This is a genomic window from Ruania zhangjianzhongii (genome assembly GCF_008000995.1).
Classification (GTDB): Bacteria; Actinomycetota; Actinomycetes; order Actinomycetales; family Beutenbergiaceae; genus Ruania; species Ruania zhangjianzhongii.
Genome location: NZ_CP042828.1, coordinates 717198 through 743585, shown reverse-complemented (window position 1 = coordinate 743585; position 26388 = coordinate 717198). Strand labels below are relative to the sequence as shown.

Sequence of the window (26388 nt, the reverse complement as noted above, 5' to 3'; positions counted from 1 at the left end):
GTGATCCTGGTGGTGTGATCAAGGGTCGGATGCGCCCAGCCTGTCTCATCGCGGAGCCGTCGACCCGCGACTCTGAGTGGATTCCCCTCGTTGCCCAGCAGCACTGGATCGCCATCACGCGCGACAGCAAGATCTCCCGCCGCCCCTGGGAAACGCAGGCAGTCTTCGGACACGGTGGCCGCCAAATCACGATCTCGGGCAATGAAGGCATCAGTACCTGGAGCCAGCTCGAGATCGTGATGCGGCACTGGCGACGGATCGAGGCACTCCACGAGCGGCCGGGGCCGTTCATCTACACGGTGACGCGGAGCAGAATGCAGGAACTCCAGCCACGGCGCGGCTGAAATTCTAGCGACCCTGGTCATCTGGCCGGAGACGTGTCTCGCAAGCAGTCACGATGTCCACGGTCAGAACGGCTCCCGCCCCCGCGCCCACATCTTCGGCCAGTTCCCCTTGATCCCGGTGGAGATGAATGAGCCTAGTTCTGTTCCGACGAACGGGTTGTCGAGGTAGCGCACCTGGTCGCCCTGGGGACCGTCGGGATCTACCCGCACCAGCGCCAGCCGGTAGTCGGGCGCCATGTTCCGCCCCATCAGCACTTCGTTGTGGGTGACGAAGAAGTCGTCCGCGCCAGCAAGCCGCGCCTTCACCTCGATCCGCAGCGGCAAGCCGTCGTCCCGCTCGGAGAGCACGTCGTAACCGGGATTGTTGAATGCCTGCTCGATCGGCCGGCGCCCCAGCGCCTGCTCCGCGGCCAGCACCGCCTCCACACCGCGCCGCTCCACCTCCTTGGTGGCCACCGCCCGGATCGGCGCCTCGGCAGGCAGGTCGCCTTCCACCTGGCTCAGCGGAAGCACCACCGCGGCCGCAGTCACCTGCACCGGGCGCGTGCTCATCTGCGCCTCCACATCCAGCTCAGCCATCCGGGTCTCCATCCGCACCTGCAGCTCCTCCGACCGGCGTTCCAGCGTCTCCGGCGACTCGCGCAGCCGCTCTCCGCGTGCCTGCTTCTCGCTGGCCGCCAGAGCCTCCGTCGCGAGCCGGTTGGACTCCTGCGTCAACCGGTGCCGCACCGCCTCGCGGGTGCGGAACAGCTCGGGTAGTCGGCGCGCCCGGGTCTCGGTGAGGAACGAGGGCAATCGGTGGGCGATGATCCAGCTCGTGCCAGCCTCCTCTGCCTGCCCGAGCCAGGGCAGTCTCCGCGCCTTCTCAGCGGCGGACTCAGGAGCCGCCACCACATCGAGGTAGGGCGCCGGGCCGGCGTCGCGCACCTCGCCAGAAGAGTCCACCAACGCGTAGCCGAACCGGCGCGCCACAGCCCGGTCCTGACCGTCCACCACTTCCTCCACCACACCGAGCAGCAGGTGCGGTTCCTCCAGATCGGAGGCCACCAGCACCGCACCCTCCGCCAGCACGGATCCCCACCGCTCGACCACCTCGTCCATCACACTGTCATGCAACGGATGACCGGGAGCCAGCAGATCAGCGGAAGGGCCGCCGTCGTGCTCTATCCGCTCCAGCTCGAAGGTGACCCGCTCGTACCGCGTGGCCACCGGAGCGTGCCCGCCGCGCTGCCGCACAGCGGCTGGTACGTTCGTGATCTCGTACCGCCCCTTCTCCCGACGGCGTAGCCGGCCACCGAGCGCGGCGAACGCCGCCCGGAACGCCAGGTCGATGTAGTGCGGCTGTAGCCGCCGGGCACGCGCGTCGTCCATCCGTGCGCGCAATTCCTCCAGCTGCTGGGCCGCGAGGGTCTCCGTGGCCAACGCGCGCTCCTGGAGCGTCTCCCGCAGCCCTTCGGCCACCTGGTCGTCGATCACCTGCCCCATCCGGGCCCGGACCTCGGGCTGGTCGCCGTACCGGATGGCCTCCAGCAACAGGTCCCGCAGCGGCTTCTCCCGGAACGCTCCGCCGAGCACATCGAACACCTTGCCCCCATAGGCAACGCGCTGCTCCTCGATCTTCGCCAGCAGCTTCGTGAACACCTCGCCCTCGCGGGTGTTGGTGGCCACCAGATTCCACAACCGGCACACCTCGGTCTGCCCGATGCGGTGGATGCGACCGAATCGCTGCTCGATCCGGTTCGGATTCCAGGGCAAGTCGTAGTTGACCATCAAGTGCGCCGCCTGCAGGTTGAGCCCCTCTCCGGCGGCATCGGTGGCGAGCAGGATCTGACAGTCCGGGTTCTTCGTGAACTCCTCGGTGATCTCACGACGATCGGTACGCTTCACCTCGCCGTGGATCGACCGCACCGCCTCCGCCCGGCCGAGCAGGGTCCGGATACGCGACTCCAGGTACGACAGCGTGTCCCGGTGCTCGGTGAAGATGATCAGCTTGCGCCGCTGACCGTCGCCCGCGGCCAGGGCGTGGCCTTCCAGGATCGTGCGCAGCTCGGACCACTTACGGTCGGTGCCAAGGTCTCGCACCCGCTTGGCAGACTGGATCAGCCCGGCGAGCACGGCCAGCTCCGCGTCCAGCTCGGCCACCGTCCGTGCTGAGGTGGCGGCGTCGACAAGCTCCTCCTCCACCTCCTCGATCTCGGCAGCCGTGTGCTCGTCCACCTCGTCGATCCAGGCGTCGCCCGCTGGTGTCCATGGGTCGACCCCGTCCAGTACGGCGTCCTTGTGGCGCTCCAGCCGTTCGGCACGGCGGACCAACGATCGGTAGATCGCTTCCGGGCTGGACGCCAGCCGCCGTTGTAGCACCGTGAGCGCGAAGCCCACCGTGTTGCGGCGTTTGCCGTCGAGCTTCTGCGCTCGGTTCATCTCGTGCCGCACATAGTCGGTGACCTGCTCGTACAGTTGCGCCTCGGCGTCGGTGAGGTGATACGGCACGGTTTCGGCCACCCGCTCGGGGAACAGCGGCCGCCCCTCGAAGGTGAGCAGGTCCTCCTTCACCATCCGGCGCATCAGGCCCTCGGAGCTGGGCGAGTGCACCCCGCGCCGGAACTTGCCCTCGAATCGATCCCGGTCGAGCAGACTCAGGAACAGCTGGAAGTCTTCGTCACTGCCGGAGTGCGGAGTCGCCGTCATCTGCAGCAGGTGGCGGGCGCACCGGCCAAGCAACTCGCCCAGGTGAAAGCGACGCGTCTTCTCCAGCTTGTGCCCGAAGTAGTGCGCCGCCATCCGGTGCGCCTCGTCCACCACCACCAGGTCCCAGTGGGAGTCGGCGAGCTGCGCCTGGAGCTCCTCGTTCCGGGCCAGCTGATCCATCCGGGCGATGAGCAGCGGCTGATCGTCGAACACCGATCCACCCACCCGTGACTCGGCGCTCTGCGAGGTGAGCAGCGCGAACCGCATCCCAAACTTCTCGAACAGCTCGTCCTGCCACTGCTCGACCAATCCGCCGGGCGCGACGATCAGCACCCGCTTAGCGTCCTCGCGCAGCAGCAGTTCCTTGATGTACAGGCCCGCCATGATCGTCTTCCCGGCGCCTGGGTCATCGGCAAGCAGGAAGCGCAGCGGGGTGCGCGGCAACATCTCCCCGTACACAGCCCGGATCTGGTGCGGCAGCGGCTCCACGGCGCTGGTGGCCACGGCCAGCATGGGGTCGAATGCCCCGGCAAGGCGGATCCGTTGCGCCTCGGCCACGAGCTTGAACCGGGCTGCCTCCGCCGTGAACCCTCGCGAGGCGTCGTCCGCGAGCGCGAGGGCTTCCTCGTGGTCGCGATAGAGCACCGCTTGGCCAAGGGCAGCACCAGCCTTGTAGACCAGCTCGACGGCGCCGGTTCCGTGCCAGGTCACCGCCACCACGGTCACCGATTCCCCCGGGCGGACACCGCTCACGCGTTGACCGGCGGCCAGATCCTCGAGCTGCACAGCATCCTCCATGTTGCCCAATGTGTTGTGCGGACTCTATCGACGCCCGGCGACACAGTGGATCGCATGCCGCCGAATCCCGATTTCCATTGGGATCCGGAGCACATCGCCGTGCGGTTCGGGAACCACATCCGCACCCTTCGCGAAGAGCGGGAATGGACGCAGGAGGAGCTCGCTGAACGCACCCAGCTCAGCCGGAATCAGGTCCAGAACATCGAGCATGCGCGGAACAACCAGCGTGACTCGTCGGGTCGGCCGGGTCCCGGAAATCCGACGTTGGACTCGGTCGTGAAGTTGGCGCAGGCGTTCGGCCTGCGCCCCAGTGAGTTGTTCGCGGTGATCGAGGCGGGTAGTCCGAACACGTCCGTGCGATGAACGTCCGCCCGACTCAGCAGGCTCCCACCACGATCAGCCGCACCTCACAGTGGCTCGCTCCTGTGCCATCCTGAGCGTTCAGACGCCGGCGTCGGCGAGCGCAACCGCCGTGGTCAGGGCTGCCACGGTCGCCTCGTAGCCGAGGTCCTGACGCGATCCCGGCAGCCCGGCACGGTCCTGAGCCTGCGCCTCGTCCGCGACGGTCAGTACCCCGAACCCAACCGGGACACCGGTCGAGGTCGCGACCTGGGTGAGCCCGGTCGTCACCCCCTGGCAGACGTACTCGAAGTGCGCAGTGGTGCCCTGCAGCACCATCCCGAGTGCCACGACCGCGTCGATGCCGCTGCGGGCGAGCCGGGCAGCGGCCACCGGCAGCTCGAAACTCCCGGGGACCCGCACTACCTGCGGCCGGCCGATCCCCGCCTCGGTCAAGGCCCGGAGCGCTCCATCGAGCAGGGCCGTGGTGATCTCCTCGTGCCAGCACGCGGCCACGACGGCGACGCGCAGGTGGCTCCCTGAAGGCACCGGGAGCTGTGGTCCGGTGTGCGGGGCGGGGGTGGTCGGTGTCGCAGTGGTGCTCATCGGCGGGTCTCCTGAGTGGTCGGGTGGGTCCGGGCCGGAAGCCAGGGCAGCAGGTGCCCTAACCGTTCAGCTTTGGTGCGCAGGTAGGGCAGGTTGTCGGCACCGATCGGCGCCGGTGCCGGGACGCGCTCGCGCACCAGCACACCCGCGCGGGTCAGGGCCTCGGACTTTGCCGGGTTGTTCGACTGCAACCGCACCGCACCGGCGCCCAGGTCCAGCAAGATCGCGCCGGCGGCAGCATAGTCGCGGGAATCGGCCGGCAGCCCCTGTTCGAGGTTGGCCTGCACAGTGTCCCGGCCCTGCTCCTGCAGGGCGTAGGCGCGGATCTTGGCACTCAGTCCGGTCCCGCGGCCTTCATGGCCGCGCAGGTAGACCACTACCCCGCGACCTACGGCGGCGATCCGGGCCAGCGCATCGGCCAGCTGCGGCCCACAGTCACAGCGCAGCGAGGCAAATGCTTCACCGGTCAGGCACTCGGAGTGCACCCGCACCAGCACGTCCGCGCCGCCGGAGAAGCGGTCGCCGCCATCGAGGCCTAGGCACAGCGCCACGTGCTCGGTGCCGGCCTCGTCGCTGAACACCATCGCCCGGAACTTCCCGGCGGGGGTCGGCAGGAGGGCAACCGCCTCCCGCTGTACTCGACCTGCCGGTACTCGCTCCGCTCTCGGCGGTAGAGCTTCGCCCCCACCGGCCCCTCCCGGCTTCGCGGTACCACCGGCCGCCATCACGTCACCGCGGGCGGCCATCCCGTCGAGCCGTGCGGGCATCCCGTCGAGCCGTGCGGCCATCCCGTCGAGCCGTGCGGGCATCCCGTCGAGCCGTGCGGGCATCCCGTCGGCCACGCCAGATCCGGCCGACCGGTAGGCCACCAGCTGGGCGACGCTGACCAGCGGCAGCCCGTGCCCCGCTGCCACGGTACGCAGCTGCTCGCCCCGGTACGGGACGCCGTCGGGGGTGAGCATCTCGCAGATCACAGCAGCCGGTGCACGCCCGGCCATACGGGCCAGATCCACACCCGCTTCGGTGTGGCCGGTCCGGCCGAGCACACCGCGCGGGTGCGCGACCAGCGGGAAGACGTGCCCGGGCCGGGCGAGATCCGCCGGACCGGTCGCCGGGTCGGCAAGCAGTCGGATCGTCCGAGCCCGGTCGGCGGCGCTGATCCCGGTACTGATCCCCGCCGCAGCGTCCACGGAGACGGTGAACGCAGTGCCATGGGCCTCGGTGTTCCGGCGGGCCATCGGTGGCAGGTCGAGCCGGCCGGCGGTCTGGGCCGTGATCGGCGCGCAGATCAGTCCGCGGCCGTGGGTGGCCATGAACGCCACGATCTCGGGCGTGACCGCATCAGCCGCGGCCACCAGGTCGCCCTCATTCTCCCGGTCGGCGTCGTCGGTGACGATCACCATCCGACCAGCCGCTATCGCTGCGACGGCGCGGGTCACCTCAGTCACGAGTCGTTCCTTTCGCAGTGGTCGGTTGGTCTTCCTGCGCTCGGACCTGGGCGGCGATCCGGACATCGGGCCCCAGCACGCGCACGTCGGTCGGTTCCAGGTGATGGGCCTGCGCAATGGTGCCGACACCGGCCTCGGCCAGCGCCGCGGGTCCAGCACCGAGGAGTGCGGGTGCGAGGTAGGCCACCACCCGGTCGACCAGGCGGGCGGCGAGGAAGGCACCGGCCAGGCGCGGACCGCCCTCGAGGAGCACGGAACGGATGCCGCACTCGTGTAGCAGGGCGAGCACGGCCTCCAGGTCGAGCGCCCCTGGTGCGCGGCGCGGGACCTGCTCGGTCAGCACGTGGCTCGGCAGGCCCAGCGGGCTCGCGCCGGCAGCCAGAACGAGCATCGTCGGCGCGGACCGGTCGAGGACGCGGGCGCCGGGCCGGGTTCCTCCGGTGGGGTCGAGCACGACTCGGAGCGGCTGGCGGCCGTCGGCCGGAGCGGGGCGGACGGTCAGCTGCGGGTCGTCGGCGCGCTGGGTGCCGGCGCCGACGAGCACAGCGTCCGCAGTATCCCGGAGACGGTGCACATCGGCGCGGGCCGCCTCGCCGGTGATCCATCGGCTGGTGCCGTCGACAGCGGCCGACCGACCATCCAGAGTGGCGGCGAACTTCCAGGTGACGTGCGGGCGGCCGGTGCGCTGCGCCGTCAACCAGGCCTGGTTCATCGCGGCGGCCTCAGTGGCGAGGGTGTCGGGGACCAAGCGGCTGCCGGGTCCGTGCACCTGGACGCCTGCCTGGTGGAGCGCCTCGGCTCCGCCGCCGTAGACCGGGTCGGCCACGGCGTAGACCACCCGCGCGATGCCCGCGTTCAGGAGCGCCTGGGTGCACGGGCCGGTGCGGCCGGCGTGTGCACAGGGTTCGAGGGTGACCACTGCGGTCCCGCCGGCCACAGCCCGCGGCGGTGCATCGACCGAGGCGTCGGCCAGGGCGGCGATCTCGGCGTGCGGCCCGCCGGCGCGCTCGTGCCAGCCGTGCCCGACCACCTCGCCCGCAGGATCCAGCAGGATGCACCCGACCGCCGGGTTCGGACTGGTCCGGCCGAGCCCGCGGGCACTCAGCTCGATGGCCCGCCGGAGCGCGCCGACCACACGATCCAGGTCACCGGACGGAGCAACAGTTGCTCCGCCGTCGGGAATCGCCACCGGGTCTCCTCATGCGCTCGGGCGCAAGCCCCGGGGACGGCGACGACGACCGCACGCCCGGCCGGCCACGGATGGCGACCCGGCGCCGACCGCCGTGCGCGCACTACCTCCCATCCGGACTTTCACCGTCGGTCCAGGAGTTCCACCTGGTCAACCGGCCGCTGGCTGCGGTCGGGTCGCGGACTATTACCGCCGGTTCGGAATTACACCGACCCCGGAGTGCGCGAACTTCAGTTCGACCCCGCCAGTGTGCCACATGGGTCGTCATGTCAGGGGTGCGCTATAGCGCACCCCTGACATGACGACCTGAGGTGGGGGTGGGGGTTGGGAGGGAGCAATCAGTCGGCCGGCAGTGCGGGCCGGTCGAGCACATCGGCTACCGTGCCCAGCGTGCTGCGCAGAGTGCGGGTCTGCTCGGCTCCCAGCGTGGTGGCCAGCGCGTCGGCCAACCGGATCTGCACCGCCTCCACCTGCTCGAGCACCGCTCGGCCCGGTGCGGTCAGGTGCACCAGTGCGAGCTCACCGGCCGGGTCGGAAGTGTGCGCGTGCCGGTCGAGCAGTCCGCGCTCTACCAGTGCGTTCACCGTCGCCTCGGCGGCCTCAACCACCTGTCCGATCACCTCGGCAATGCCGCGGGCATGGACCGAGCCGGCGTCGACCGCAGCGAGCACCTGCACCTCGCCGCCACGCAGACCGGTCACGGACTCGATCCGGCGGGCGAGCTGGGTACCTGCGGAGCCGATCCGGGTGAGTTCGTCCGCGAGCCCGAGAATCTCTCCGACAGCGGTGGTCGGCACGGCTTCACGAACTTTGCTCGGGCCGATCTCGTGCACGGCGCCGGGTAGGAGGGCGGCCGCTCGGCTCAGGTCCTCGTCGATCATGCTCACACCCAGCCCAACGCGCGCACCGGTCAAATAGTTCCCCGATCAGCCTGGAATTTTCGCGTACCTCCGGGCGTTGGCCACGCCCGCAAACAGCCTTTGGCCACCCCCGCAGGCAGCACCGTGCGGGTTGCCCGAGGGCCGCGACCTCGTTGCGAAGCGCGACGCTCAGACCACCCGCACGGCCCCGGCGGCAGGGCTCAGCGGGCGGTGGCCAGCTCCTCGTCGGCTACCGCGCCTGCCTCATCGTCGTCGAACAGGTGCTCGGCGTTTCCGGCGTCGTAGCGCTCCTGATCCAGGATGCCCTCGCGCTTGGACACGATGGTGGGCACCAGCGCCTGTCCGGCGACGTTCACCGCGGTGCGGCCCATGTCCAGGATCGGGTCGACGGCCAGCAGCAGGCCCACACCCTCCAGCGGGAGCCCGAGGGTGGACAGCGTCAGGGTGAGCATGACCACGGCCCCGGTCATCCCAGCGGTGGCGGCCGAGCCGACCACGGAGACGAAGGCGATCAGCAGATAGTCGGTGATCTGCAGGTCGATGCCGTAGAACTGGGCCACGAAGATCGCAGAGATGGCCGGGTAGATCGCGGCGCAGCCGTCCATCTTGGTGGTGGCACCTAGCGGCACGGCGAACGAGGCGTAGGCGCGCGGGACACCGAGGTTGCGTTCGGTGACCCGCTCGGTCACCGGCAGCGTGCCGATCGAGGACCGGGAGACGAACGCGAGCTGGATCGCCGGCCACGCGCCGCGGAAGTACTGCAGGATGGAGAGTCGGTGGCTGCGCAGCAGGATCGGGTAGACCACGAACAGCACCAGGACCAGGCCGATGTAGATCGCGGCCGTGTAGGTCGCCAGCGGGGCGAACAGATCCGAGCCGTAGGTGGCCACAGCGTTCCCGATCAGTCCGAGGGTGCCGATCGGGGCGAGCCGGATGACCCACCAGAGCACCTTCTGGATGATCGACAGCGCCGAGGCGTTGAAGCTGAGGAACGGCTCCGCCTTGTTTCCGGCCCGCAACGCGGCGATGCCGATCACCAGCGAGATCACCACGATCTGCAGCACGTTGAAGCCCAGCGAGACGCTGTCGCCACGCAGTGAGGCCTCGATTCCGAGGAAGTTCGAGGGCAGCAGGCCGGTGAGGAAGTCCACCCAGCTACCGGTGCGGCCGGGGGCCTCGGCGTGCTCGGCACCGATGGAGGTGTTCTCCCCGGGCCGGGTGATCAGACCCAGCGCCATGCCGATCGCTACCGCGATGCCCGCGGTGATAGCGAACCAGAGCAGGGTCTGGCCAGCCAGCCGGGCGGCGTTGGTGACCTTCCGCAGATTCGCGATCGAGGCGACGATGGCAGTGAACACCAACGGCGGCACGATCGCGCGGAGCAGACCGACGAACGAGGACCCGATGGTGTCCAGCGTGACGGTGAGCCAGTTCTCCGTCTCCTCGTCGACCGGGCCGAGGCGCAGGGCCAGGTAGCCGAGAGCGACGCCGATGACGAGGCCAAGGAGGATCTGGACGCTGAAGGAGGGGAAGCGCAGCTTGCGCTTGGTAGACGTGTCGGCGGACACGGTGGGCCTTTCTCGCGCGCGGCGGCCACCGATCGCATCAACGATCCGCGGCCTTGGGCAGCGCCTATCATCCGACGCCACACCCTGCCCCCGCAGAGACCCCCCTCAACCGTCCACATAGTGGACATGTCGCCGGCGCAGCACCCCTCGGAACGCCGCGAGGGTGGCCTTGATGTCGTTCTGCGGCCAGAAACGACATCGAGGCCACCCTCGCGCGGCTAGCGGCTCCCGTTCAGAGCGTGGCGGCGGCCGGGTCCCAGTCCTCGGGTAGCAACGGCGGTACCTCCACCGTGCTCGCCAGCCCCACCGCTTGGCGGGTCTCGGCGGCCTCGGAGATCGAGATCATCACGTCCAGCACGTGGTAGGCCAGCTCACCTGAGGCCCGCTCGGGCACTCCGGCGCGGATCGCCCGGGCGAGCTCCACCACGCCGACCCCGCGGGTGGCGCTCGATCCGGACGCCTCGATGACCTCGGCCTCAGTGGCACCGAGCTCCCAGAGGTCGCTGGGCTTGTCGAAGCCGTTCGGGTCGGCCACCGCCATCGAACCGGCGGTACCGGTCAGCTCCAGCAGCGTGCGCCGGATCGAGGACTCGAAGCTGAATACCGCTTGCGCTGCACCGCCGCCGGCGAACTCGATCAGCGCCGCGTGGTGAGTGGGCACGTTGACCGGGAACTCGGTGCCGGCCTTCGGTCCGGATCCGATCACCCGGGTCGGCCGGGCGATGGAGGAGGTTGCGCTCACCCGGGCGACCGGGCCGAGCAGGTGGACCAACGCCGTCAGGTAATACGGGCCGATATCGAACAGCGGCCCGGCACCGACGTCGAAGAGGAACTCCGGGCTGGGGTGCCACGCCTCCGGCCCGGGGCTCTGCAGCAGCACCAGGGCGTTCAGCACATCCCCGATCCGGCCGGAGCGCACCGTGCGCAGCGCCGTCTGGAACGAGGCGCCGAGCATCGTGTCCGGGGCACAGGCGACCCGTACCCCGGCCGCATCGGCCGCCTGCAGCAGCGCCTGGCCACTCTCCCGGTCCAGGGCGAGCGGCTTCTCACTCCACACGTGCTTGCCGGCGGCGACGATCTGCTCGCCGACCTCCACGTGCACCGACGGGAGGGTGAGATTCACGACCACCTCGACCTCCGCCGTCGCCAGCAGCTCGGCGACGGTGCCATGCCCGGGGATCCCGAACTCCTCGGCACGCTCGCGGGCCCGGTCGGTGTCCAGGTCGGCGATGAAGAGCACGTCGAGATCAGCGAAGGTGGTGAGGTTGGTCAGGTACTGGCTGCTGATCACCCCGGCGCCGATGATGCCGACGCCCACTTTCGTGCTCGCGCTGTGCCCTCCGCGGGGGCTCCTCGCGCTCACGCGAGCCCCCGCAGGTACGCGAGGCTCGCCGCCAGGCCCTCGAAGATGTCGCCGGCGTAGGCATCGAACTCGATCACGCGCAGGGCGTCCGGCGCCGCGGCGAGCACCGCCGGCACGTCCATCGCACCCGTCCCTGCGGGCAGCTGTGCCTTCGGGTCGTCCGTGATCGGGCCGTCCTTGACGTGCAGGAATTTCACCCGCTCGCCCAGCCGCGCGAGCAGCTCAGGTGCAGGCACCCCGCCGACGGCGGCCCAGTAGGTGTCCACCTCGAGCACCACGCGCTCGTCGAGCAGGTCGGCGAAGACCTCCAGCGCGGGGCGCCCCTCGACCTGCTCCGCGAGCTCCCACGAGTGGTTGTGGTAGCCGATGGTCAGGCCGTGCTCCGCTGCCGGGCCGGCCAGCTCGGCGAGCCGGTCGGCGGTGGCCTGCACATCCTCGCGGGTGGTCCAGCGTTCAGCCGGGACCATCGGGTCGATCAGGGTACGTACGCCGAGGGCAGCGGCAGCGGCGAAGGTGGGCTGCACCTCCTCGGCGGTGACCAGGCGGGCGTGCGCCGAGGGTGCGGTCAGGTTGTTCTGGGTCAGGGCCTCGCGAAACTGGTCCACCTTGTCCACGAAGCCCCAGGGCTCCACGTGGGTGAAGCCCAACTGAGCGATCCGGGCAATCGCGGCGGGAAGATCGTCGGCGATCGCCTCTCGGACGGAGTACAGCTGGACGGAGATCTCGGCTCCGGTCATGTGAATGCTCCTCAGCGCATGAGTAGTGGCTGCCGTGCTCGGTCAGAGTACAAGCACGACGGCGCAGCGCACGAATCGTTTCGATTCGCGCCGTGGTCAGTCATCGGCAGGAGCTGCCGGACCCGCGGTCAGGGCGCGGACGTCGGCGATCAGCTCTTCGGTCATCCGGTCCACGTCCGCGGGCCCGAACGCCACCCGCAGCGGTCGGCTGGCCAGCGGTCGCCCCGGGCCGACCGGTGCGAAAGCCTGGGCGGCCCCGCCGAACACGTGCCGGAGGGCAGGAACTGCGGTCCGGAGCAGGCGGCTCACGTCCGGGCTGACGACGTAGAGGTCGGCGCGCTCCCCCACCGCCGCCTCGAGTCGGAGCTCGTCGACATAGGAACGCCCGGTGACCCGCGCGATGCTCACGACCACCACCACGGCGCCATCGCGCCGACCGGCGCCCAGCCGGTCGGTCAGCTTGGCCGCATCATCGGCCGTCCGCAGATACTCCACTCCACCCACACCCGGTACGACTGTTCAGGTTGTGACCTGTCATGCCAATCTAGTGTGAAGTGCTTCACATTTCAGGTAAATGGCGCTGTGGCGCGCGACCCCATCTGGAGAAGGTAGCGACTCCTGCACCCGCGCACCAGGCGCAGCGGCACGCTCCACTGCACCGACCAGTACGCTCGCCACTATGGCTGATGCTCCGCTTGTACTCCCGACCGGTTGGCGCCCACTGAGCTACTGGGCCCGCACGCAGGACGGGATCACCCAGCTCGACCTTCCGGCCACCACCTTCCTCCGCTGCGTCGAGGACTCCTCGCGGGGCGGGCTGCCCTACCTCGCCTTCGAGGTGTTCTGGATCGAGTCCTCGGTCGTGCACCTGGCTACGGCCACTGGCTGGGCTCTGGAGCTGGATTCTGACGATGACCCGTCCGAAGAGCCACACCTGACCGCGCAGACCGAGCTCCGCCTGGACGATCTGGAGACCTTGGAGGTGGACGGCGACGCCGAGCCCTCCGCCGAGTTCGCCGGCCAGGTCCGCCTCTCCGGGGCCCTGGCGCTGCTGATCCACAACCATCTCGACGGCGGCCCGACCGGATACGCGAACAGCGACTACGAACCGCTCGAGGCCTAGGCTCCCGCGAGTCGGGTGGGGCCGGCGGCCCTGCCGCTCTCATCCCGGTGGGTAATCACCACGCCGGGCTCCGGCGCCATGGCCGCAAATCCGCGCGCTCGCACCGGTGGCCGGTCGAGGATGTACTCCCCGCGCGCCAGCAACCGGCTCAGCATCACGGTCAGCTCGGTCATCGCCAGCCCGGACCCGAGGCATCGATGCTTACCGCCCCCGAACGGGAGAAACTCCTCCGGCCGGCGGCGGGGCTGATCCACCCACCGGCCGGGGTCGAACCGGAGTGGGTCGTCGTAGACGCGTGCATCCCGGTGCGTCGCGTACGCGCTGAAGATCACCAGGTCACCCGGCCGGATCCGATGGCCGTCGTGGTCGAAGCCCTCGACGGTGTAGCGCGCTGAGATCATCGCCGGCGGATAGAGCCGCAGGGCCTCGGTCACGATCGCGCGCAGCAAGGACAGGTGCTCCAAGTCCGGCGGAGCCGGCGCGCGCGCTCCGAGCACGGTGCGGACCTCCTCACGCGCGCGGCGCTGCCAGTGCGGGTGGGCCCCGAGCAGGTAGACGATCCAGCCCATCGCGGCACCGGTCGTCTCGTAGCCGGCCGCGATCATGGTGATCGCCTGGTCCCGGATCTCCTGATCATCGAGGCCGGAGCCCGCACCGTCCCGGCCGTGCACCAGCAGCGGGAGCATCGGCCCGGATCCCTGCGCTGCTCCCGTTTCGCTCGGGCGCTCGCGCTGCGATGCGATCTGGTCGTTCACGAACGCATCGATGGCAACCCGCGCAGAGGCGGCCCGCCGCCAGGCCGGGGTACGCAACCGCCGGTGCCAGTCCAGCACCTGCGGCAGCTTGTCGGTGAGGTCGAGCAGCGGCTGCAGCATGGTGCCGATCTCATCGGCGCGGCGCGCCAGCTCCGCGCCAAAGAGCACTCGCAGGGTCGAGCGGCGCACCGCCCGGCGAAACAGCGCATAGGCGTCGTAGGAGGAACCTGGTACGACCTCGTCGAGGCCTTCGTCCGCAGCTTCGCCCATCGTCTGCAGGTAACCGTCGATTCGGCGCGGCGCTACTGCCGGCCGGATCAGACCGCGACGGCGAGCATGATCCGCACCGTCGGAGAGCACCACGGAGGTGGGTCCGTCCACGATCTCCAATGCGGCGAACGCCTCCCGAGCCCGGAACCGCTCGTCGTGGCGAAACACTGCGGCGTTCGCCTCCGGCCCGAGCAGATAGACCAGTCGTTGCCGACCGAGCCGGAGGCGGACCACCGAGTCACCGCGCGCCGCCCGCCGCACCAACCAATCTCCGGGCCGAGAGCGACACAATGCGATATCTTCCATAACTGTGGAAGATATCGCACCAGCCCGGACAGGTCGAACCGGGCGCGCCCAACAACGACAGGCCGCCGTGAGCCGACTCCTTGAGGCTGCGGTGCTGCAACTCTCCAGCGCTGGGGTCCCGGGGCTCACCCATCGCAAGGTGGAGCAGCGCGCCGGGCTCGCGCAAGGATCGGTCAAGTACTACTTCGGATCCTCCGACGCGCTGGTCGAGGGCATCCTGCAGCACCTGGCAGATCAGAGCCTGCCGCTCGTGCTCACCGTGTCCCCGGCCGAACGGGAGGCCGCTGAGAAGGGTGCGGGAGAGATCCTGCTCCGGCACGCCCAGCAGGTCGCGAAAGAGATGCTGGCCCAACCCGACTACGTGCGCGCCCGGCTGCACCTGTACCTGCACGCGGCCGGCCACCCGCGATGGCAGGCCCTGGTCACTGCGGCACGCGACCGGCTCGTCGCCCAGGTGGCCGAGTCGCTCCCCGGTCCGAGCTCGGCGGCCGCAGCCCGCTTCGTCTGCGCGGTGGTCGACGGAATCCTGCTAGACCAGGTGTCCGCGCCGAGCCGGACGGTCGAACGCTTCGCCGGTCGCTACCTGCTGGCCGCGGGCGGCGCCGCGGCGACGATCGCGGTCGAGCAGGAGGCGTAGGCGTTGGGCAGCAGGCGGCGGGGTGGAGCGCGCCGACACACTCCGAACTTGCACCCCTTCTAACACTTCTATATACAATCGTGTATAGTTCTGTTATGGCGGAGATGATCAGCGTGTCCGAAGCCGCGCGCCGGCTCGGCGTTTCGCGCTACCGCGTCTACGCCAGACTGCGCGACGGATCGGTCAGGGGCGAGCGATCGAGACACTCTTGGCTCGTGGACTCATCAAGCCTCACTTCTCCTCGTCGTACCCGACCGATGTCAGCAGCGATGGCCCTGGCCCTGGCTGAGATCATCGAGGATCGCCGACCCGAAGGCCTCTTCGCCAGCCAACTGTCGCGCCTGCGCACGAAGTCCGCCGTTATCGCCACCAGGCCGGCTGAGGAGGTGGTCGACCTCATCCGCGCATGGATGGCCTCACGGGCTGCTGCGATCGGAGTCGAGGTAGCACCGGCCGATATCACATCGATCCGGGAGGACTCCAGACTGCTCCCCTCCGGACTCAGCGATCCACGGACCGACCTCGCGGCGGCTGCGGTCGCCGAGGGGTATATCGCACGCACCGACCTAGCCGTTTTCGCCGACGACCACTTCCTCGACCTGGAGGCCGAGCACGAGCGACCCAACGTCTTCCTGCACGTAGTCGACACACCCTCGAACCCGACACCCCGCCTGCTCAGCGCGGCCGACCTGATCGACCACGGCGGCCCTCGGGAGACCCAGGCAGCCATGCACCTACTCGGGCGCGCATGAACGCCATCGTCATGCCACCCATGGTCCCCAAACAGACCTCCGGCTGGCTCGCCCTACTCGAAGTCTCACAACGCATCCCCGTGGGCTGGTCCCTGGTCGGAGGCCAGCTTGTGCACCTGCACTGCGTGGAGCGGGGCCAGTCCCCTACCCGCCCCACCACTGATCTGGATACGGTTCTGGACATCCGCGGACACCGATCGATGCTGCGGCAGTTCACCGAGGCACTGCTCGACCTCGGCTTCACTAGCGCCGGCCGCAGCGCCGCGGGTCACGAACACCGCTGGCTACGCCCAGACGGTGCCCAGTTCGATCTCCTCATCCCGCGCCATCTCGGCGATCGAGCATCCAAGCGCCGAGGCGCGACCGGCGCAACGACTATCGAGGCACCCGGCACCCAGCAGGCGCTGGACCGCACCGAGAAGGTGCTGGTGAGAGTCGGTGACCAGGAGGGCCAGATCTGCCGGCCGAACCTGCTCGGCGCACTCGTCGGCAAGGCAGCCACCAGCGAGATTCTCATCGACCCGGGCGCGCAGCGCCACGCCGCAGACTTCGCGGTACTGGCCTCGCTGCTGTCCGCCGCCGACCTGCGCGCCGAGACGATCTCCAAGCGCGATGCCTCCTACCTGGGAAATATGCTGCACCTGGTCTCCCAGGCAGGCCTGGAGCACGAGGTCGACGGAGCCCGACGCGGGCTGAACATGATCCGCTCGGCAGTGCGCCAGCGGACCGCACCCGCCTCGCATCCGAACACCTAGTCAGCACAGGTCGCACCAGCACCTTCCGGAATCGGTCGGCGACGCCTGGGCAGCAATCCTTGGCCCGGAAACGAAAAACGACCAGATCCGGTAAGATCTGGCCGATTCCTGCGCGCCCGGAGGGACTCGAACCCCCAACCTTCTGATCCGTAGTCAGATGCTCTATCCATTAAGCTACGGGCGCCGGTGTTGGACCGCGAACCACTGTACCCGCTTCCGGGCAGCGCTGACCAATCCACAGGGCTCGAAACCGGCAAGTGTGTGCCGGATCGCACCTCCCGCACCCAGCCAGATCCGCGCGCGTAGCCTCGCAGTGACCACGCCTGCTACGACCACAGGTGGACACCGCACCCACCCACCGGTGGAGCACGCCGTCGGCAGGTCCAGTCCGTAGCCGGACGCCAGATGGGCGGCACCCGAGCAGGCTGGATGCCATGACCACACGATCTGCTCTCACCGCCCACAACCTGGTGAAGACCTACGGCACCGCCGGGGTGCTCACCACCGCACTCGCCGGCGTCAGCCTGGCAGTGAACCCGGGCGAGTCGGTCGCCGTGATGGGCCCCTCGGGCTCCGGCAAGACCACTCTGTTGCACTGCCTGGCCGGCGTACTCCCGCCCACCAGCGGGCAGGTGCTCTGGGCCGGCCAGGATCTCACCGGCCTGTCCGAGACCGCCCGCACCGGGCTGCGCCGCACGGACTTCGGGTTCGTGTTCCAGTCCGGCCAGCTGCTCCCCGAGCTCCCTGCCGACGAGAACGCCGCCCTGCCGCTGATGCTCGCTGGCACCTCGCGCTCCCAGGCCACCGACATCGCCCGCCGCTGGCTCGCCTACCTCGGCCTGGCCGGGATGGAGACCCGCCGCCCCGGCGAGCTCTCCGGTGGACAAGCACAACGGGTCGCGATCGCGCGCGCCCTGGTCGGCTCCCCCGGCGTGGTGTTCGCCGATGAGCCCACCGGCGCACTCGACCAGCACACCGGGTACGAGGTGCTCCAGGTGCTCACCGAGGCCACCCGGGCCACCGGTGCCGCTCTCGTGATCGTCACCCATGATCCCCAGGTGGCCGCCTGGTGCTCACGCACTGTGCAGATGCGCGATGGCCGGGTCGTAGCCGATACCGCCGACGGCGGAGCTGCCGCTGGTCAAGCCACTCACCCGGGTGCGCCGCACCCAGGTGCGGTCACCTACGCGCCCCAGGCTGCGCCCCACCCAGGTGCGGTCACCTACGCGCCCCAGGCTGCGCCGTCGAACGCTCCCGCGGGAGCGCCCACCCACGGTGAGAACACCTGGCCCGGCCAGGCTGCGCCGTCGCCCACCTTCCCGACGCACACCCAGGCGGTGCCCCGATGAAGGCGGCCCTGGACCTCTGGCTGCTGCTGCGCCGGCGCAGCTCCTCCGACTCCGACCCGCACCGGCTCACCGGTGGCCTGGCGATCCTCGCGTTCGCGGTGACCACTGCCGTGGTGCTCGTGGTGGTCGGCGGGTTCCTCGCCTTCGCCGCCCGTGCCCAGGCACCGGGTGCAAGCGACGACGACGGCTTCTACGTACTCCTCGCCGGCACCGCCTCCGTGCTGCTGCTCGTGCCGCTGGTGACCCTTGGTGGGGCAGCGGCCCGGCTCGCCGTCGCCCGCCGGGACGCCCGACTCGCGGCGCTGCGGCTCGCAGGGGCGACCCCGGCTCAGGTCTCCACGATCACCATCCTGGACGCCTCGGTACAGGCGCTGACCGGTGCGGTGATCGGCGCCGCCGGGATGTTCGCCCTGATCCCGCTGGTGCTGCCGATCGAGTTCCAGGGCCGCGCGTTCAGCTACGGCGAGCTGCTGCCGCCGTGGTGGACCTACCTGGCCACGATCGGTGCAGTCACCGCGATCGCGCTGGTCTCCGCCGGTGCGAGCCTGCGCAAGGTCGCCATCACCCCGCTCGGCGTGGCGGCGCGCACCAGCCCGAACCCGCTGCACTGGTCCCGGGTGGTGCCGATCGTGGGCTTCGCCGCCGCGTTCGCCATCCTCTGGAACTACGGGCAGGCCGGGATCATGGTGCTGGTGCTCCTGGTGGCCGGCGGGTTCGCCATGATGAACGCCATCGGCCCGCTGGTGATGTCGTTGGTGGGGAAGCTGAGCGCCCGGCGCGCCAAGACCGCCGCCCAGCTGGTAGCCGGCCGGCGGATCATCGACGCCCCGAAGACCGCCTGGCGCTCCGTGGGGGGAGTCGCACTGGCCACCTTCATCGCCGGGATGACCGCCGCCGTCGCGCTGTTCAGCTCAGTTGGCACCAGCAGCCCGGAAGAGGCGCAGCTGTTCACCGACATGGCCACCGGCGGGTTCCTCACGCTGGCGATCGCCGGAGTGGTGGCCGCAGTCTCCACCGGGGTGATGCAGGCCGGCGGCGTGATCGACCGGCGCAGCGAGTACCGGGCCCTACACCTGGCCGGCACCGACCTTCGGGTGCTGGACGAGGCCCGGCTGCGCGAGACCGCAGTGCCCCTGGTGGCCGCGGTCGCACTCGCCACCGGGGCGGCGCTGGTGTTCCTGCTGCCCGCGCTCGGTATGGCCGTGGTGACCTCACCGGAGGTGGGGCTGCAGTTCGCGCTCAGCGTGCTCGGGGCGTGCGCCTTGGTGCTGCTCGGCTCGTTCGCCTCCCGCCGCGTGGTGCGGATGGTGCTCGCCTAGCGGTTCAGGCCGGTTCGCGCGGCGCCTCGTCGAGCTTGCGAATGAAGAAGGACATCACGACGCCGGCTAGACCGATGCACCCCGCGACCAGGAACGAGATGTTCGCTCCGTGCACCAGTCCCTCCTTTCCGCCGGTATCGAGTGCGGTGGAGGTCATCACCGTGATCAGCACGGCAGTGCCGATCGACGCCGCGATCTGGCGCATCGTGTTGTTCATCGCCGTACCGTGCGGGATCAGGGACATCGGCAGCTCGTTCAGCGCCGCCGTCGTCACCGGCATCACCACCATCGCCGTGCCGAACATCCGCACCGTGTTGACGATCGCGAGGTAGGCGAAGGACGTGTCGACGGTCAGCACCGTGTACAGGAAGGTCGTCACCGTCACGATCACGGTGCCGCCCAGCGCCAGCCACTTGGCGCCGAACGCGTCGAACACCCGCCCGGTGATCGGCGAGCTCAACCCCATCACCAGCGCACCAGGCAACAGCACCAGTCCCGACTCCACCGCCGGTAGCCCGCGCATGTTCTGCATGTACAGCGGCAGCACGGTCGTCCCGCCGATCATCACGATGAACACCACCATGCCGATCGCCGTGTTCAGGGTGAACATGCGGTACCGGAACACCCGGAACTCCAGGATCGGTTGCTTCAGCCGGAGCTGGCGCCGGATGAACAGGACGAGGACGAGTGCGCCGCCGATCAGGGCCACCAACACCGTGGGGCTGGACCAGCCGAGCCCGCCCGCGATGCTGAACCCGTACAGCAGCCCGCCGAAACCGAGGCAGGACATGATGATCGAGGGCACGTCCAGCTTGGGGAAAGTGCGCTCGGTGACGTTCCGCAGGATGAAGTAGGCCACGATCATGTCCACCACTGCGAACGGCAGGATCATCTGGAACAGCGTCTGCCACGGGTAGTGGTCCACGATCCACCCGGACAGGCTCGGCCCGATCGCCGGTGCGAACGCGATCACCAGCCCGAAGGTGCCCATCACGGTGCCTCGTTTGTGCACCGGGAAGATGGCGAACAGGATCGTCTGCATCAGCGGCATGATGATCCCCGCCCCGGAGGCCTGCACCACTCGCCCGGCGAGCAGCACTGCGAACGACGGGGCGAGCATGCAGATCACCGTTCCGGCGGTGAACAGACCCATCGCCGTGAGGAACAGCGACCGGGTGGTGAACTTCTGGATGAGGAAGGCCGTGACCGGAATCATCACCCCGTTGACGAGCATGAAGATCGTGGTCAACCACTGCGCCGTGTTCGCGGTGATGTCCAGGTCCCGCATGAATACCGGCAGGGCCGTGGCCAGCAGCGTCTGGTTCAGGATCGCGATGAAGCCGCCGGAGAGGAGGACTGCCAAGACGACGTTGCGGTTGACTGGCTTGGAGCTGGCTGCTCCGGGCATACACATCCTCGTTCATCGCTGTTCATCCTGCGAGGCGTAGGTCGCCATCGGGGCTTGCCCGGGCGGTCACCGCGGTGGCCGTCGCGTGCACACGAACCTGCTGGGGTCGGGGCGTCGGGCAGTGGCACTCTACGCCTGATCTCGGTGTGCCCACGAACGTGGGCCCTCACCTCAGATGTGCGCAACGACCCGGTCGCCTGAGGCCCGATCGCTTCCTGCGCGCACGGAGGGGCTCGAGCCCCCGATCTTCTGATCCGTAGTCGGATGCTGACGCCCAGCTGTGCTCCGACGGCAGCGCAGCCTCAACGCACGGTGGCGAAGAACTCGCGGATATCGCCGACGAGCTCGTCGGGAGCCTCCATCGCCGCGAAGTGACCGCCCACCTCATACTCGGTCCACCGGGTGATCTGGCCGCTGTCGATCAGCGCGCGCACGGACATGTCCGCGGCGAACACGGCAACAGCGGTCGGCACGGACGGGCCTGCGGCCCAGTCGGCCTCCTCTCCGCCCTGGCCCTGCCCGTCCTCTTCCTCCGCGTCGGGGCGCTGATCATCCTCCGCGCCGGGCGGGCTCCAGTCGAGCTCGCCGTTCATGCTTTCGTAGACGAAGTTCGCCGAACCGGCGCCGCCCTGGGAGAACCAGGTCGCCGTGACGCTGGCGAGCAACTGGTCCCGGTCCACGGCCTCCTCGGGCAACTGCTTCGCCGGGTCCGTCCACGCCTGGAACTTCTCCACGATCCAAGCGAGCTGCGCGACCGGTGAGTCGGTCAGCGCAACCGCGATGGTGGACGGCTGATTGCTCTGCAGCGCCAGATATCCACTGCCGTTCGTGCCGAAGTCCTCCGCCACCCGCAGCCGCTCCTGCTCCCGCTCGGTGAACTCCTGCCCCGCCTGTGGCTTGGTGAAGTTCGTCGGTCCGTTCATGTGCACCCCCACTACGGCCTCCGGGGCGGCACCGGCGAGCATCCCGGCCACCCCGGCTCCGATGTCCCCGCCCTGCGTGCCGTACCGGTCGTAACCCAGGCGCCGCATCAGTTCCGCGTACGCATCGACGGTGCGCGGTAGGCCCCAGCCGGTCGTGACAACCTCGGGCGAGAGCCCGAAACCAGGCAGGCTCGGGATCACCAGATGGAACGCCCGGCTCGGGTTGCCGCCGTGCCGGCGCGGGTCGGTGAGCGGGCCGATCACCTTCTCGAACTCGACCGCGGTGCTCGGCCAGCCGTGGCTCATCAGCAGCGGCAGTGCGTCCGGCTCGGGCGAGCGCACGTGCAGGAAGTGGATCTCTTGCCCGTCGATCTCGGTCGTGTACTGCGGATAGGCGTTCAACCGCTCCTCCTCGGCACGCCAGTCGAAACCGGTACGCCAGTAGTCCGCGAGCTCGCGCAGGTACCCGATCGGGGTGCCGCGTTCCCAGCCCACGCCGGGCAGCGCGACAGGCCACCGGGTGCGAGCGAGGCGCTCGTGCAGGTCGTCGAGTGCCGCCTGCGGGATGTCGATGCGGGAGGGCCTGATCTCTGTGTGGGTTTCCATGATCATCACCGTAGAGATCTATGCGGCCGATTCCCTTCCGCATATCGTGCCACCATCAGGGGATGCTCACCACCTCGGCACGGCTGCTCCGTCTGCTCTCACTGCTGCACACGCATCGTTCGTGGTCGAGCGCCGAGCTTTCCGAACGGCTGGCCGTCAGCGGCCGCACGATCCGCGCGGACGTCGGCCGGCTACGCGAGCTGGGCTACCCGGTGGACGCGAGGCCGGGCCGCAGCGGTGGGTACCGGCTAGCCGCCGGAGCGAACCTGCCGCCACTCCTGCTCGAGGACGAAGAGGCAGTGGCCGTCGCAGTCGGATTACGCTCGGCCGCCACCGGCGCCGTCCGCGGGATCGAAGAGTCATCGCTCCAGGCACTCGCCAAGCTCGAACAGGTGCTGCCCCGCCGGCTGCGGCACCGGGTGGCTGACCTCGCTGGTGCCGTGGTGCCCGTGCCGACGACGGAGCCCACTGTGACTGTGGACGTGCTCACCGTGATCGCCGCGGCCGCACGCGAGCACCAGCGGCTGCGGTTCGACTACACCAGCCACAACGACTCCGTGACCCGGCGAGAGGTCGAACCGCTCTCCCTCGTGCACACGGGTGCCAGGTGGTACCTGGTGGGATGGGACATCGAACGTAGCGGCTGGCGCACCTTCCGGGCCGACCGGCTCGACCCGAAGGTCCCCACCGGTCCGCGGTTCATTCCCCGCGAGCCACCTGCCGAGAACCTCGCAGACTATGTGAGTGCGGGCACCGGAGCCGCGATCTGGGAACACCAGGCACGAATCCGGCTGCACGCCCCAGCCGCGGAGATGACTGCGCGGGTCACCCCGAATATCGGCACCATCGCACCGATCGACGCCGGCCACTGTGAGTTCCGCACCGGCGCCAGCTCGCTGGACACGCTTGTGGTGTACCTGGGACTGCTCGGCGTGGACTTCGACGTTCTGGACCCGCCGGAACTGGTCGATCACGTTCTGGCGCTGGGCGTGCGCTACGCACGTGCCGCCGGCGCTGCACCGGAGGGTCCCTAGCCCTCACCGCCCGCCCCAGTAGCGGTCAGTCGCGGGCGAGCCGCCGCGCCAGGGCCGCGCAGACCACGAGCTGGAGCTGGTGGAACACGATCACCGGCACCGCGATCGTGGCCGCCACTGCCGGAGTGAACAGCACCAGCGCCATCGGCAGACCGGTAGCCAGGGACTTCTTCGACCCGCACATCAGCAGCGCGATCCGGTCACCGTGGTCCAGGCCGAGCCCACGACCGCCGTACCAGGTCACCACGAGCATCACCGCGAGCAGCACCCCGCTCAGTCCGAGCAGGGCCACGAGCATCAGCGGGGACACCTGCTGCCAGACACCGTCGGCGGTCGCGGAGAGCACGGCACCGAACACCAGCAGCACCACCGTCCCCCGGTCCAGCACCTTGGTGATCGCCGAGTGCGCCCGTACCCAGTTCCCGAGGAACGGCTGCAGCAGCTGACCCACCACGAACGGCAGCAGCAGCTGCAGCAGCACCGCCTGGATCCCGCCCATCCCCTGGGTGCCGGAGGCCCCCATCAGCCACAGCACCAGCAGTGGGGTGATCACCATCCCGGCCACGTTCGAGATGGTGGCGGCACAGATCGCCCCGGCCACGTTCCCGCGGGCCACCGAGACGAACGCCACCGAGGACTGCACTGTGGAAGGCAGCAGGGTCAGATAGAGCATCCCGGTAGCCAGCGCTGCACCGAGCATCGGTTCGGCGACCGCCGCGATGAGCAGCCCGAGCAGCGGGAAGAGCACATACGTGGAAGCGAAGACGCCACCCTGCAGCCGCCAGTTCTTCAGGCCGCCGAGCACTTCGCGGGTGGACAGCCGCAGGCCGTAGACCAAGAAGAGCAGAAAGATCGCCACATCGCCGACCCGCTCGACCCCGCCGATCACCGGGTCCGGCAGCGGAAGCACCAGCCCGAGCGCCAGCGCCACCAGGATCATCACCACGAACGGGTCGACCCACGCGCGCACGCGCCTCATCGTCGGCCGACCCGGCCGCGGAACGATCCGACCATCCCGCCAGCGTAATGCTCACCCGGCCCACCGGTGACGGCGGACGTTCACCCACCCGTCCCCTACAGGTCACGCGCTGCTCGCGGCCGGCTCACCTGTGCCCGCTTCACTGACAGGCGATGGCCGAGAACGTCTACCACCAGGGCCCGCCCGCACCCGGGCAACGCCCCAGCCGAGCCCACGGAAACGAGGTCTCATGAGCGTGCTCCTGCAGCCGGTACGCCGGCCGCAGCCCAGCAAGGGCAGCGCCAAGGTGCCGCAGCGCAAGTCCGCACAGATCAGCCGGCGGAACCGGAAGGAAGGTCTGCTGTTCTGGGCGCTGATCGCCCCGAACCTGGCGGCGATCATCCTATTCGGCTACTACCCCACGCTGTACAACTTCGTGCTCAGCTTCACCGAGTGGGACTTCGTGCAGCCGGCCCCGGTGATCGTCGGGCTGGAGAACTACATCGAGCTGTTCCAGCCCGGCTCGATGCTGATGGGTGCGCTGAGCAACACCGCCATCTTCGTGCTGGTCGCCGTGATCGGCACCCTGTTCGGCGGGATGGCGATCGGCGCTCTGCTCGCCCAGAAGCTGCGGTTCACCGGTCTGGTGCGCACGATGGCGTTCGCTCCGCACATGCTGCCCGGCGCCGCGATCGGTGTGCTCTGGCTGTTCATGTTCGACCCGAACTACGGGCTGAGCCGCTGGCTGTTCGAGATGTTCGGGATGGACTCCCCGCACTGGACCACCACCTCGGAGTTCTCCCTCTGGGCGATCACCATCGCCTACGCGTGGCAGCGGCTCGGCTTCGTGGCGATCATCTACTACACGGCGATCCTCGACCTGCCCAAGGACGTCTACGAGGCTGCATCGCTCGACGGCGCACGAGGCTGGAAGCTGTTCCGTCACCTCACGCTCCCGCTGCTCAGCCCGGTCACGTTCTTCCTCGTGGTCACTGGCATCATCGCCGCCGCACAGACCTTCGACATCATCGCCACGCTCACCAATGGCGGGCCGGGCACCTCGAGCACCACCTTGCCGTGGATGATCTACGACCAGGCGTTCGTCGACTTCAACATCGGCACCTCGGCGGCCACCGCCACGGTGATGTTCGTGCTCCTTCTCATCGTCACCCTCGTCCAGGTGAAATTCGCGAACAAGCAGGTGCACTACTCATGACGCTGACTGCCCCCAAGCCCACCGCACCCGCGGCCACCGACCGCGCGCAGACCGCCGAGCCGTCGACCGGCGCCCGGCCACCGCGGGGCCGCGGGAGCGCCTCCCGCCGCTCCGGTGGCGGGCCGCGCCGCCCGCTGCCAGCCACGATCGCGCTGTACGTGCTGGTGGCGTTCACGTTCGCCGTGTTCGCCGTGCCGGTCTTCTGGTTGTTCAGCTCGGCGTTGAAGCCGGAGAACGAGATCTACACCTTCCCGCTCACCTGGCTGCCGAGCGAGCTGGCCTGGCAGAACTTCGCTGAGGCGTGGACCTCGGCCCCGTTCGGCGCGTTCCTGAAGAACTCGATCATCACCACCACCGCCGGTACCACCCTGGAGATCGGGGTGGCGCTGCTGTCCGCCTACGCGTTCGCGTTCGTGTACTTCCGGGGCAAGATGCTGGTCTTCGCCCTGATGGTGGGTTCGCTGATGCTGCCCGGGCACATCACCTTGCTGGTCAACTACATCACCGTGTCCAACCTGGGCTGGCTGAACACCTACCAGGGCCTGATCCTGCCCGGGATCGGCTCGGCGTTCGCGATGTTCCTCCTCTACCAGCAGATGCGGCAGGTTCCGCCCGAGCTGGTGGATGCAGCCATGGTCGACGGCGCAGGTCACCTCCGCCGGATGGTCACCGTGATCATCCCCATCTGCAGGCCGATGATCCTCACCGCCACCCTGATCGTGCTGATCGCCAAGTGGAACGACTTCGTCTGGCCGCTGATCGTCACCTCCACCTCGGATATGCGCACCCTGCCGATCGGGCTGATGTTCCTGCGCAGCCAGGAGGGCTACGACTCCTGGGGTCCGGTGATGGCCGGCACGGTGATCGTCGCCCTGCCGATGCTGGCGGTGTTCTTCCTCGCGCAGCGCCGGATCATCGGCGGACTGACCGCCGGTGCGCTGAAGGGCTGACGCCCCGATGCGCGATCGCCCACCCCACTCGAGAACAAACCACGTCAACCGATGAATGACCACTGA

24 protein-coding genes, 1 tRNA gene and 1 riboswitch are annotated in these 26388 nt (G+C 69.3%); of the genes, 11 read left to right on the top strand and 14 right to left on the bottom strand.

What is annotated here, in order from left to right; translation table 11 throughout:
* Positions 1-14: 14 nt before the first annotated feature.
* Positions 15-344: a PIN-like domain-containing protein gene (locus FU260_RS03455; protein ID WP_147915793.1), complete on the top strand. Its 330-nt coding sequence runs from the start codon at positions 15-17 to the stop codon at positions 342-344.
* A 63-nt stretch (positions 345-407) separates the two neighbouring features.
* On the opposite strand, the gene FU260_RS03450 is transcribed toward FU260_RS03455, so the two are convergent.
* Positions 408-3830 carry a helicase-related protein gene (locus FU260_RS03450; RefSeq protein WP_244951266.1) on the bottom strand — a complete coding sequence of 1141 codons (3423 nt, stop codon included), beginning with the start codon at positions 3828-3830 and terminating at the stop codon, positions 408-410.
* Between the two features lie 54 nt (positions 3831-3884).
* Between FU260_RS03450 and FU260_RS03445 the strand changes: the two genes are divergently transcribed.
* Entirely contained in the window at positions 3885-4193 is a 309-nt protein-coding gene (locus tag FU260_RS03445) for a helix-turn-helix domain-containing protein (protein ID WP_147915792.1), read from the top strand.
* Positions 4194-4271: 78 nt separating this feature from the next.
* Here the strand turns inward: FU260_RS03445 and ribH are convergent, their stop codons facing one another.
* The 8 genes from ribH to FU260_RS03405 all read right to left on the bottom strand — a co-directional run bounded on the left by ribH (position 4272) and on the right by FU260_RS03405 (position 12456).
* Positions 4272-4775: a 6,7-dimethyl-8-ribityllumazine synthase gene (ribH, locus tag FU260_RS03440; protein ID WP_147915791.1), complete on the bottom strand. Its 504-nt coding sequence runs from the start codon at positions 4773-4775 to the stop codon at positions 4272-4274.
* Complete coding sequence (gene ribB, locus FU260_RS03435) at positions 4772-6223, bottom strand: 3,4-dihydroxy-2-butanone-4-phosphate synthase (protein WP_210418195.1); 1452 nt, start codon at positions 6221-6223, stop codon at positions 4772-4774. Before ribB ends, ribH begins: the two co-directional genes overlap by 4 nt.
* A complete protein-coding gene (gene ribD, locus FU260_RS03430; protein WP_235912379.1) occupies positions 6216-7412 on the bottom strand; it encodes a bifunctional diaminohydroxyphosphoribosylaminopyrimidine deaminase/5-amino-6-(5-phosphoribosylamino)uracil reductase RibD in 1197 nt (398 codons plus the stop codon). Before ribD ends, ribB begins: the two co-directional genes overlap by 8 nt.
* A 96-nt stretch (positions 7413-7508) precedes the next feature.
* A riboswitch (FMN riboswitch) is annotated at positions 7509-7639 on the bottom strand.
* 111 nt (positions 7640-7750) lie between these two features.
* Positions 7751-8293: a MarR family winged helix-turn-helix transcriptional regulator gene (locus FU260_RS03425; RefSeq protein ID WP_147915789.1), complete on the bottom strand. Its 543-nt coding sequence runs from the start codon at positions 8291-8293 to the stop codon at positions 7751-7753.
* Between the two features lie 200 nt (positions 8294-8493).
* The gene (locus FU260_RS03420) at positions 8494-9861 is read right to left on the bottom strand and encodes a dicarboxylate/amino acid:cation symporter (protein ID WP_147915788.1); all 1368 of its coding nucleotides are present in this window, start codon (positions 9859-9861) and stop codon (positions 8494-8496) included.
* A gap of 232 nt (positions 9862-10093) precedes the next feature.
* Positions 10094-11179: a Gfo/Idh/MocA family protein gene (locus FU260_RS03415; RefSeq protein ID WP_235912378.1), complete on the bottom strand. Its 1086-nt coding sequence runs from the start codon at positions 11177-11179 to the stop codon at positions 10094-10096.
* A 41-nt stretch (positions 11180-11220) separates the two neighbouring features.
* Positions 11221-11961, bottom strand: coding sequence for a sugar phosphate isomerase/epimerase family protein (locus tag FU260_RS03410; protein WP_147915786.1), 741 nt, complete (start codon positions 11959-11961; stop codon positions 11221-11223).
* A 96-nt stretch (positions 11962-12057) separates the two neighbouring features.
* Positions 12058-12456, bottom strand: coding sequence for a hypothetical protein (locus FU260_RS03405; protein WP_147915785.1), 399 nt, complete (start codon positions 12454-12456; stop codon positions 12058-12060).
* 184 nt (positions 12457-12640) lie between these two features.
* Between FU260_RS03405 and FU260_RS03400 the strand changes: the two genes are divergently transcribed.
* Positions 12641-13084: a hypothetical protein gene (locus tag FU260_RS03400; RefSeq protein ID WP_147915784.1), complete on the top strand. Its 444-nt coding sequence runs from the start codon at positions 12641-12643 to the stop codon at positions 13082-13084.
* On the opposite strand, the gene FU260_RS03395 is transcribed toward FU260_RS03400, so the two are convergent.
* Positions 13081-14415 (bottom strand): cytochrome P450, encoded by a 1335-nt coding sequence (locus FU260_RS03395; RefSeq protein WP_147915783.1) that lies wholly within the window; start codon positions 14413-14415, stop codon positions 13081-13083. The genes FU260_RS03400 and FU260_RS03395 overlap by 4 nt on opposite strands.
* A 67-nt stretch (positions 14416-14482) precedes the next feature.
* Here FU260_RS03395 and FU260_RS03390 point away from each other — a divergent pair, with 67 nt between their 5' ends.
* The 3 genes from FU260_RS03390 to FU260_RS03380 all read left to right on the top strand — a co-directional run bounded on the left by FU260_RS03390 (position 14483) and on the right by FU260_RS03380 (position 16559).
* Positions 14483-15052, top strand: a complete 570-nt coding sequence (locus tag FU260_RS03390; RefSeq protein WP_168211630.1) for a TetR/AcrR family transcriptional regulator — start codon at positions 14483-14485, stop codon at positions 15050-15052.
* Positions 15053-15309: 257 nt separating this feature from the next.
* Positions 15310-15804, top strand: a complete 495-nt coding sequence (locus tag FU260_RS03385; RefSeq protein WP_147915781.1) for a hypothetical protein — start codon at positions 15310-15312, stop codon at positions 15802-15804.
* A complete protein-coding gene (locus tag FU260_RS03380) occupies positions 15801-16559 on the top strand; it encodes a hypothetical protein (protein ID WP_147915780.1) in 759 nt (252 codons plus the stop codon). The genes FU260_RS03385 and FU260_RS03380 overlap by 4 nt, the downstream gene beginning before the upstream one ends.
* A 111-nt stretch (positions 16560-16670) precedes the next feature.
* Here FU260_RS03380 and FU260_RS03375 read toward each other — a convergent pair.
* Positions 16671-16743 (bottom strand) — tRNA-Arg (locus tag FU260_RS03375).
* A 250-nt stretch (positions 16744-16993) separates the two neighbouring features.
* Between FU260_RS03375 and FU260_RS03370 the strand changes: the two genes are divergently transcribed.
* Entirely contained in the window at positions 16994-17908 is a 915-nt protein-coding gene (locus FU260_RS03370; RefSeq protein ID WP_147915779.1) for an ABC transporter ATP-binding protein, read from the top strand.
* Complete coding sequence (locus tag FU260_RS03365; RefSeq protein ID WP_147915778.1) at positions 17905-19227, top strand: FtsX-like permease family protein; 1323 nt, start codon at positions 17905-17907, stop codon at positions 19225-19227. The genes FU260_RS03370 and FU260_RS03365 overlap by 4 nt, the downstream gene beginning before the upstream one ends.
* Before the next feature lie 4 nt (positions 19228-19231).
* On the opposite strand, the gene FU260_RS03360 is transcribed toward FU260_RS03365, so the two are convergent.
* Positions 19232-20635, bottom strand: a complete 1404-nt coding sequence (locus tag FU260_RS03360) for an MDR family MFS transporter (protein ID WP_222847994.1) — start codon at positions 20633-20635, stop codon at positions 19232-19234.
* A 302-nt stretch (positions 20636-20937) separates the two neighbouring features.
* The gene (locus tag FU260_RS03355) at positions 20938-22164 is read right to left on the bottom strand and encodes an epoxide hydrolase family protein (RefSeq protein WP_147915776.1); all 1227 of its coding nucleotides are present in this window, start codon (positions 22162-22164) and stop codon (positions 20938-20940) included.
* 62 nt (positions 22165-22226) lie between these two features.
* Here FU260_RS03355 and FU260_RS03350 point away from each other — a divergent pair, with 62 nt between their 5' ends.
* On the top strand, positions 22227-23198 hold the full coding sequence (locus tag FU260_RS03350; RefSeq protein ID WP_147915775.1) for a helix-turn-helix transcriptional regulator: 972 nt from the start codon (positions 22227-22229) through the stop codon (positions 23196-23198).
* A gap of 25 nt (positions 23199-23223) precedes the next feature.
* Here the strand turns inward: FU260_RS03350 and FU260_RS03345 are convergent, their stop codons facing one another.
* Positions 23224-24177: a bile acid:sodium symporter family protein gene (locus tag FU260_RS03345; protein ID WP_147915774.1), complete on the bottom strand. Its 954-nt coding sequence runs from the start codon at positions 24175-24177 to the stop codon at positions 23224-23226.
* Positions 24178-24406: 229 nt separating this feature from the next.
* On the opposite strand from FU260_RS03345, the gene FU260_RS03340 reads away from it, so the two are divergent.
* Positions 24407-25372 (top strand): carbohydrate ABC transporter permease, encoded by a 966-nt coding sequence (locus tag FU260_RS03340; protein ID WP_147915773.1) that lies wholly within the window; start codon positions 24407-24409, stop codon positions 25370-25372.
* Positions 25369-26322: a carbohydrate ABC transporter permease gene (locus FU260_RS03335; protein WP_147915772.1), complete on the top strand. Its 954-nt coding sequence runs from the start codon at positions 25369-25371 to the stop codon at positions 26320-26322. Before FU260_RS03340 ends, FU260_RS03335 begins: the two co-directional genes overlap by 4 nt.
* Positions 26323-26388 lie beyond the last annotated feature (66 nt).

Coding starts and splice junctions, on each gene's coding strand:
- FU260_RS03370 (WP_147915779.1), top strand. CDS start 16,994: ATGACCACACGATCTGCTCTCACCGCCCACAACCTGGTGAAGACCTAC.
- FU260_RS03410 (WP_147915786.1), bottom strand. CDS start 11,961: ATGACCGGAGCCGAGATCTCCGTCCAGCTGTACTCCGTCCGAGAGGCG.
- FU260_RS03400 (WP_147915784.1), top strand. CDS start 12,641: ATGGCTGATGCTCCGCTTGTACTCCCGACCGGTTGGCGCCCACTGAGC.
- FU260_RS03380 (WP_147915780.1), top strand. CDS start 15,801: ATGAACGCCATCGTCATGCCACCCATGGTCCCCAAACAGACCTCCGGC.
- FU260_RS03365 (WP_147915778.1), top strand. CDS start 17,905: ATGAAGGCGGCCCTGGACCTCTGGCTGCTGCTGCGCCGGCGCAGCTCC.
- FU260_RS03425 (WP_147915789.1), bottom strand. CDS start 8,293: ATGATCGACGAGGACCTGAGCCGAGCGGCCGCCCTCCTACCCGGCGCC.
- ribH (WP_147915791.1), bottom strand. CDS start 4,775: ATGAGCACCACTGCGACACCGACCACCCCCGCCCCGCACACCGGACCA.
- FU260_RS03385 (WP_147915781.1), top strand. CDS start 15,310: ATGTCAGCAGCGATGGCCCTGGCCCTGGCTGAGATCATCGAGGATCGC.
- FU260_RS03340 (WP_147915773.1), top strand. CDS start 24,407: ATGAGCGTGCTCCTGCAGCCGGTACGCCGGCCGCAGCCCAGCAAGGGC.
- FU260_RS03450 (WP_244951266.1), bottom strand. CDS start 3,830: ATGGAGGATGCTGTGCAGCTCGAGGATCTGGCCGCCGGTCAACGCGTG.
- FU260_RS03395 (WP_147915783.1), bottom strand. CDS start 14,415: ATGGAAGATATCGCATTGTGTCGCTCTCGGCCCGGAGATTGGTTGGTG.
- FU260_RS03350 (WP_147915775.1), top strand. CDS start 22,227: ATGCTCACCACCTCGGCACGGCTGCTCCGTCTGCTCTCACTGCTGCAC.
- FU260_RS03360 (WP_222847994.1), bottom strand. CDS start 20,635: ATGCCCGGAGCAGCCAGCTCCAAGCCAGTCAACCGCAACGTCGTCTTG.
- FU260_RS03445 (WP_147915792.1), top strand. CDS start 3,885: ATGCCGCCGAATCCCGATTTCCATTGGGATCCGGAGCACATCGCCGTG.
- FU260_RS03335 (WP_147915772.1), top strand. CDS start 25,369: ATGACGCTGACTGCCCCCAAGCCCACCGCACCCGCGGCCACCGACCGC.
- FU260_RS03345 (WP_147915774.1), bottom strand. CDS start 24,177: ATGAGGCGCGTGCGCGCGTGGGTCGACCCGTTCGTGGTGATGATCCTG.
- FU260_RS03355 (WP_147915776.1), bottom strand. CDS start 22,164: ATGGAAACCCACACAGAGATCAGGCCCTCCCGCATCGACATCCCGCAG.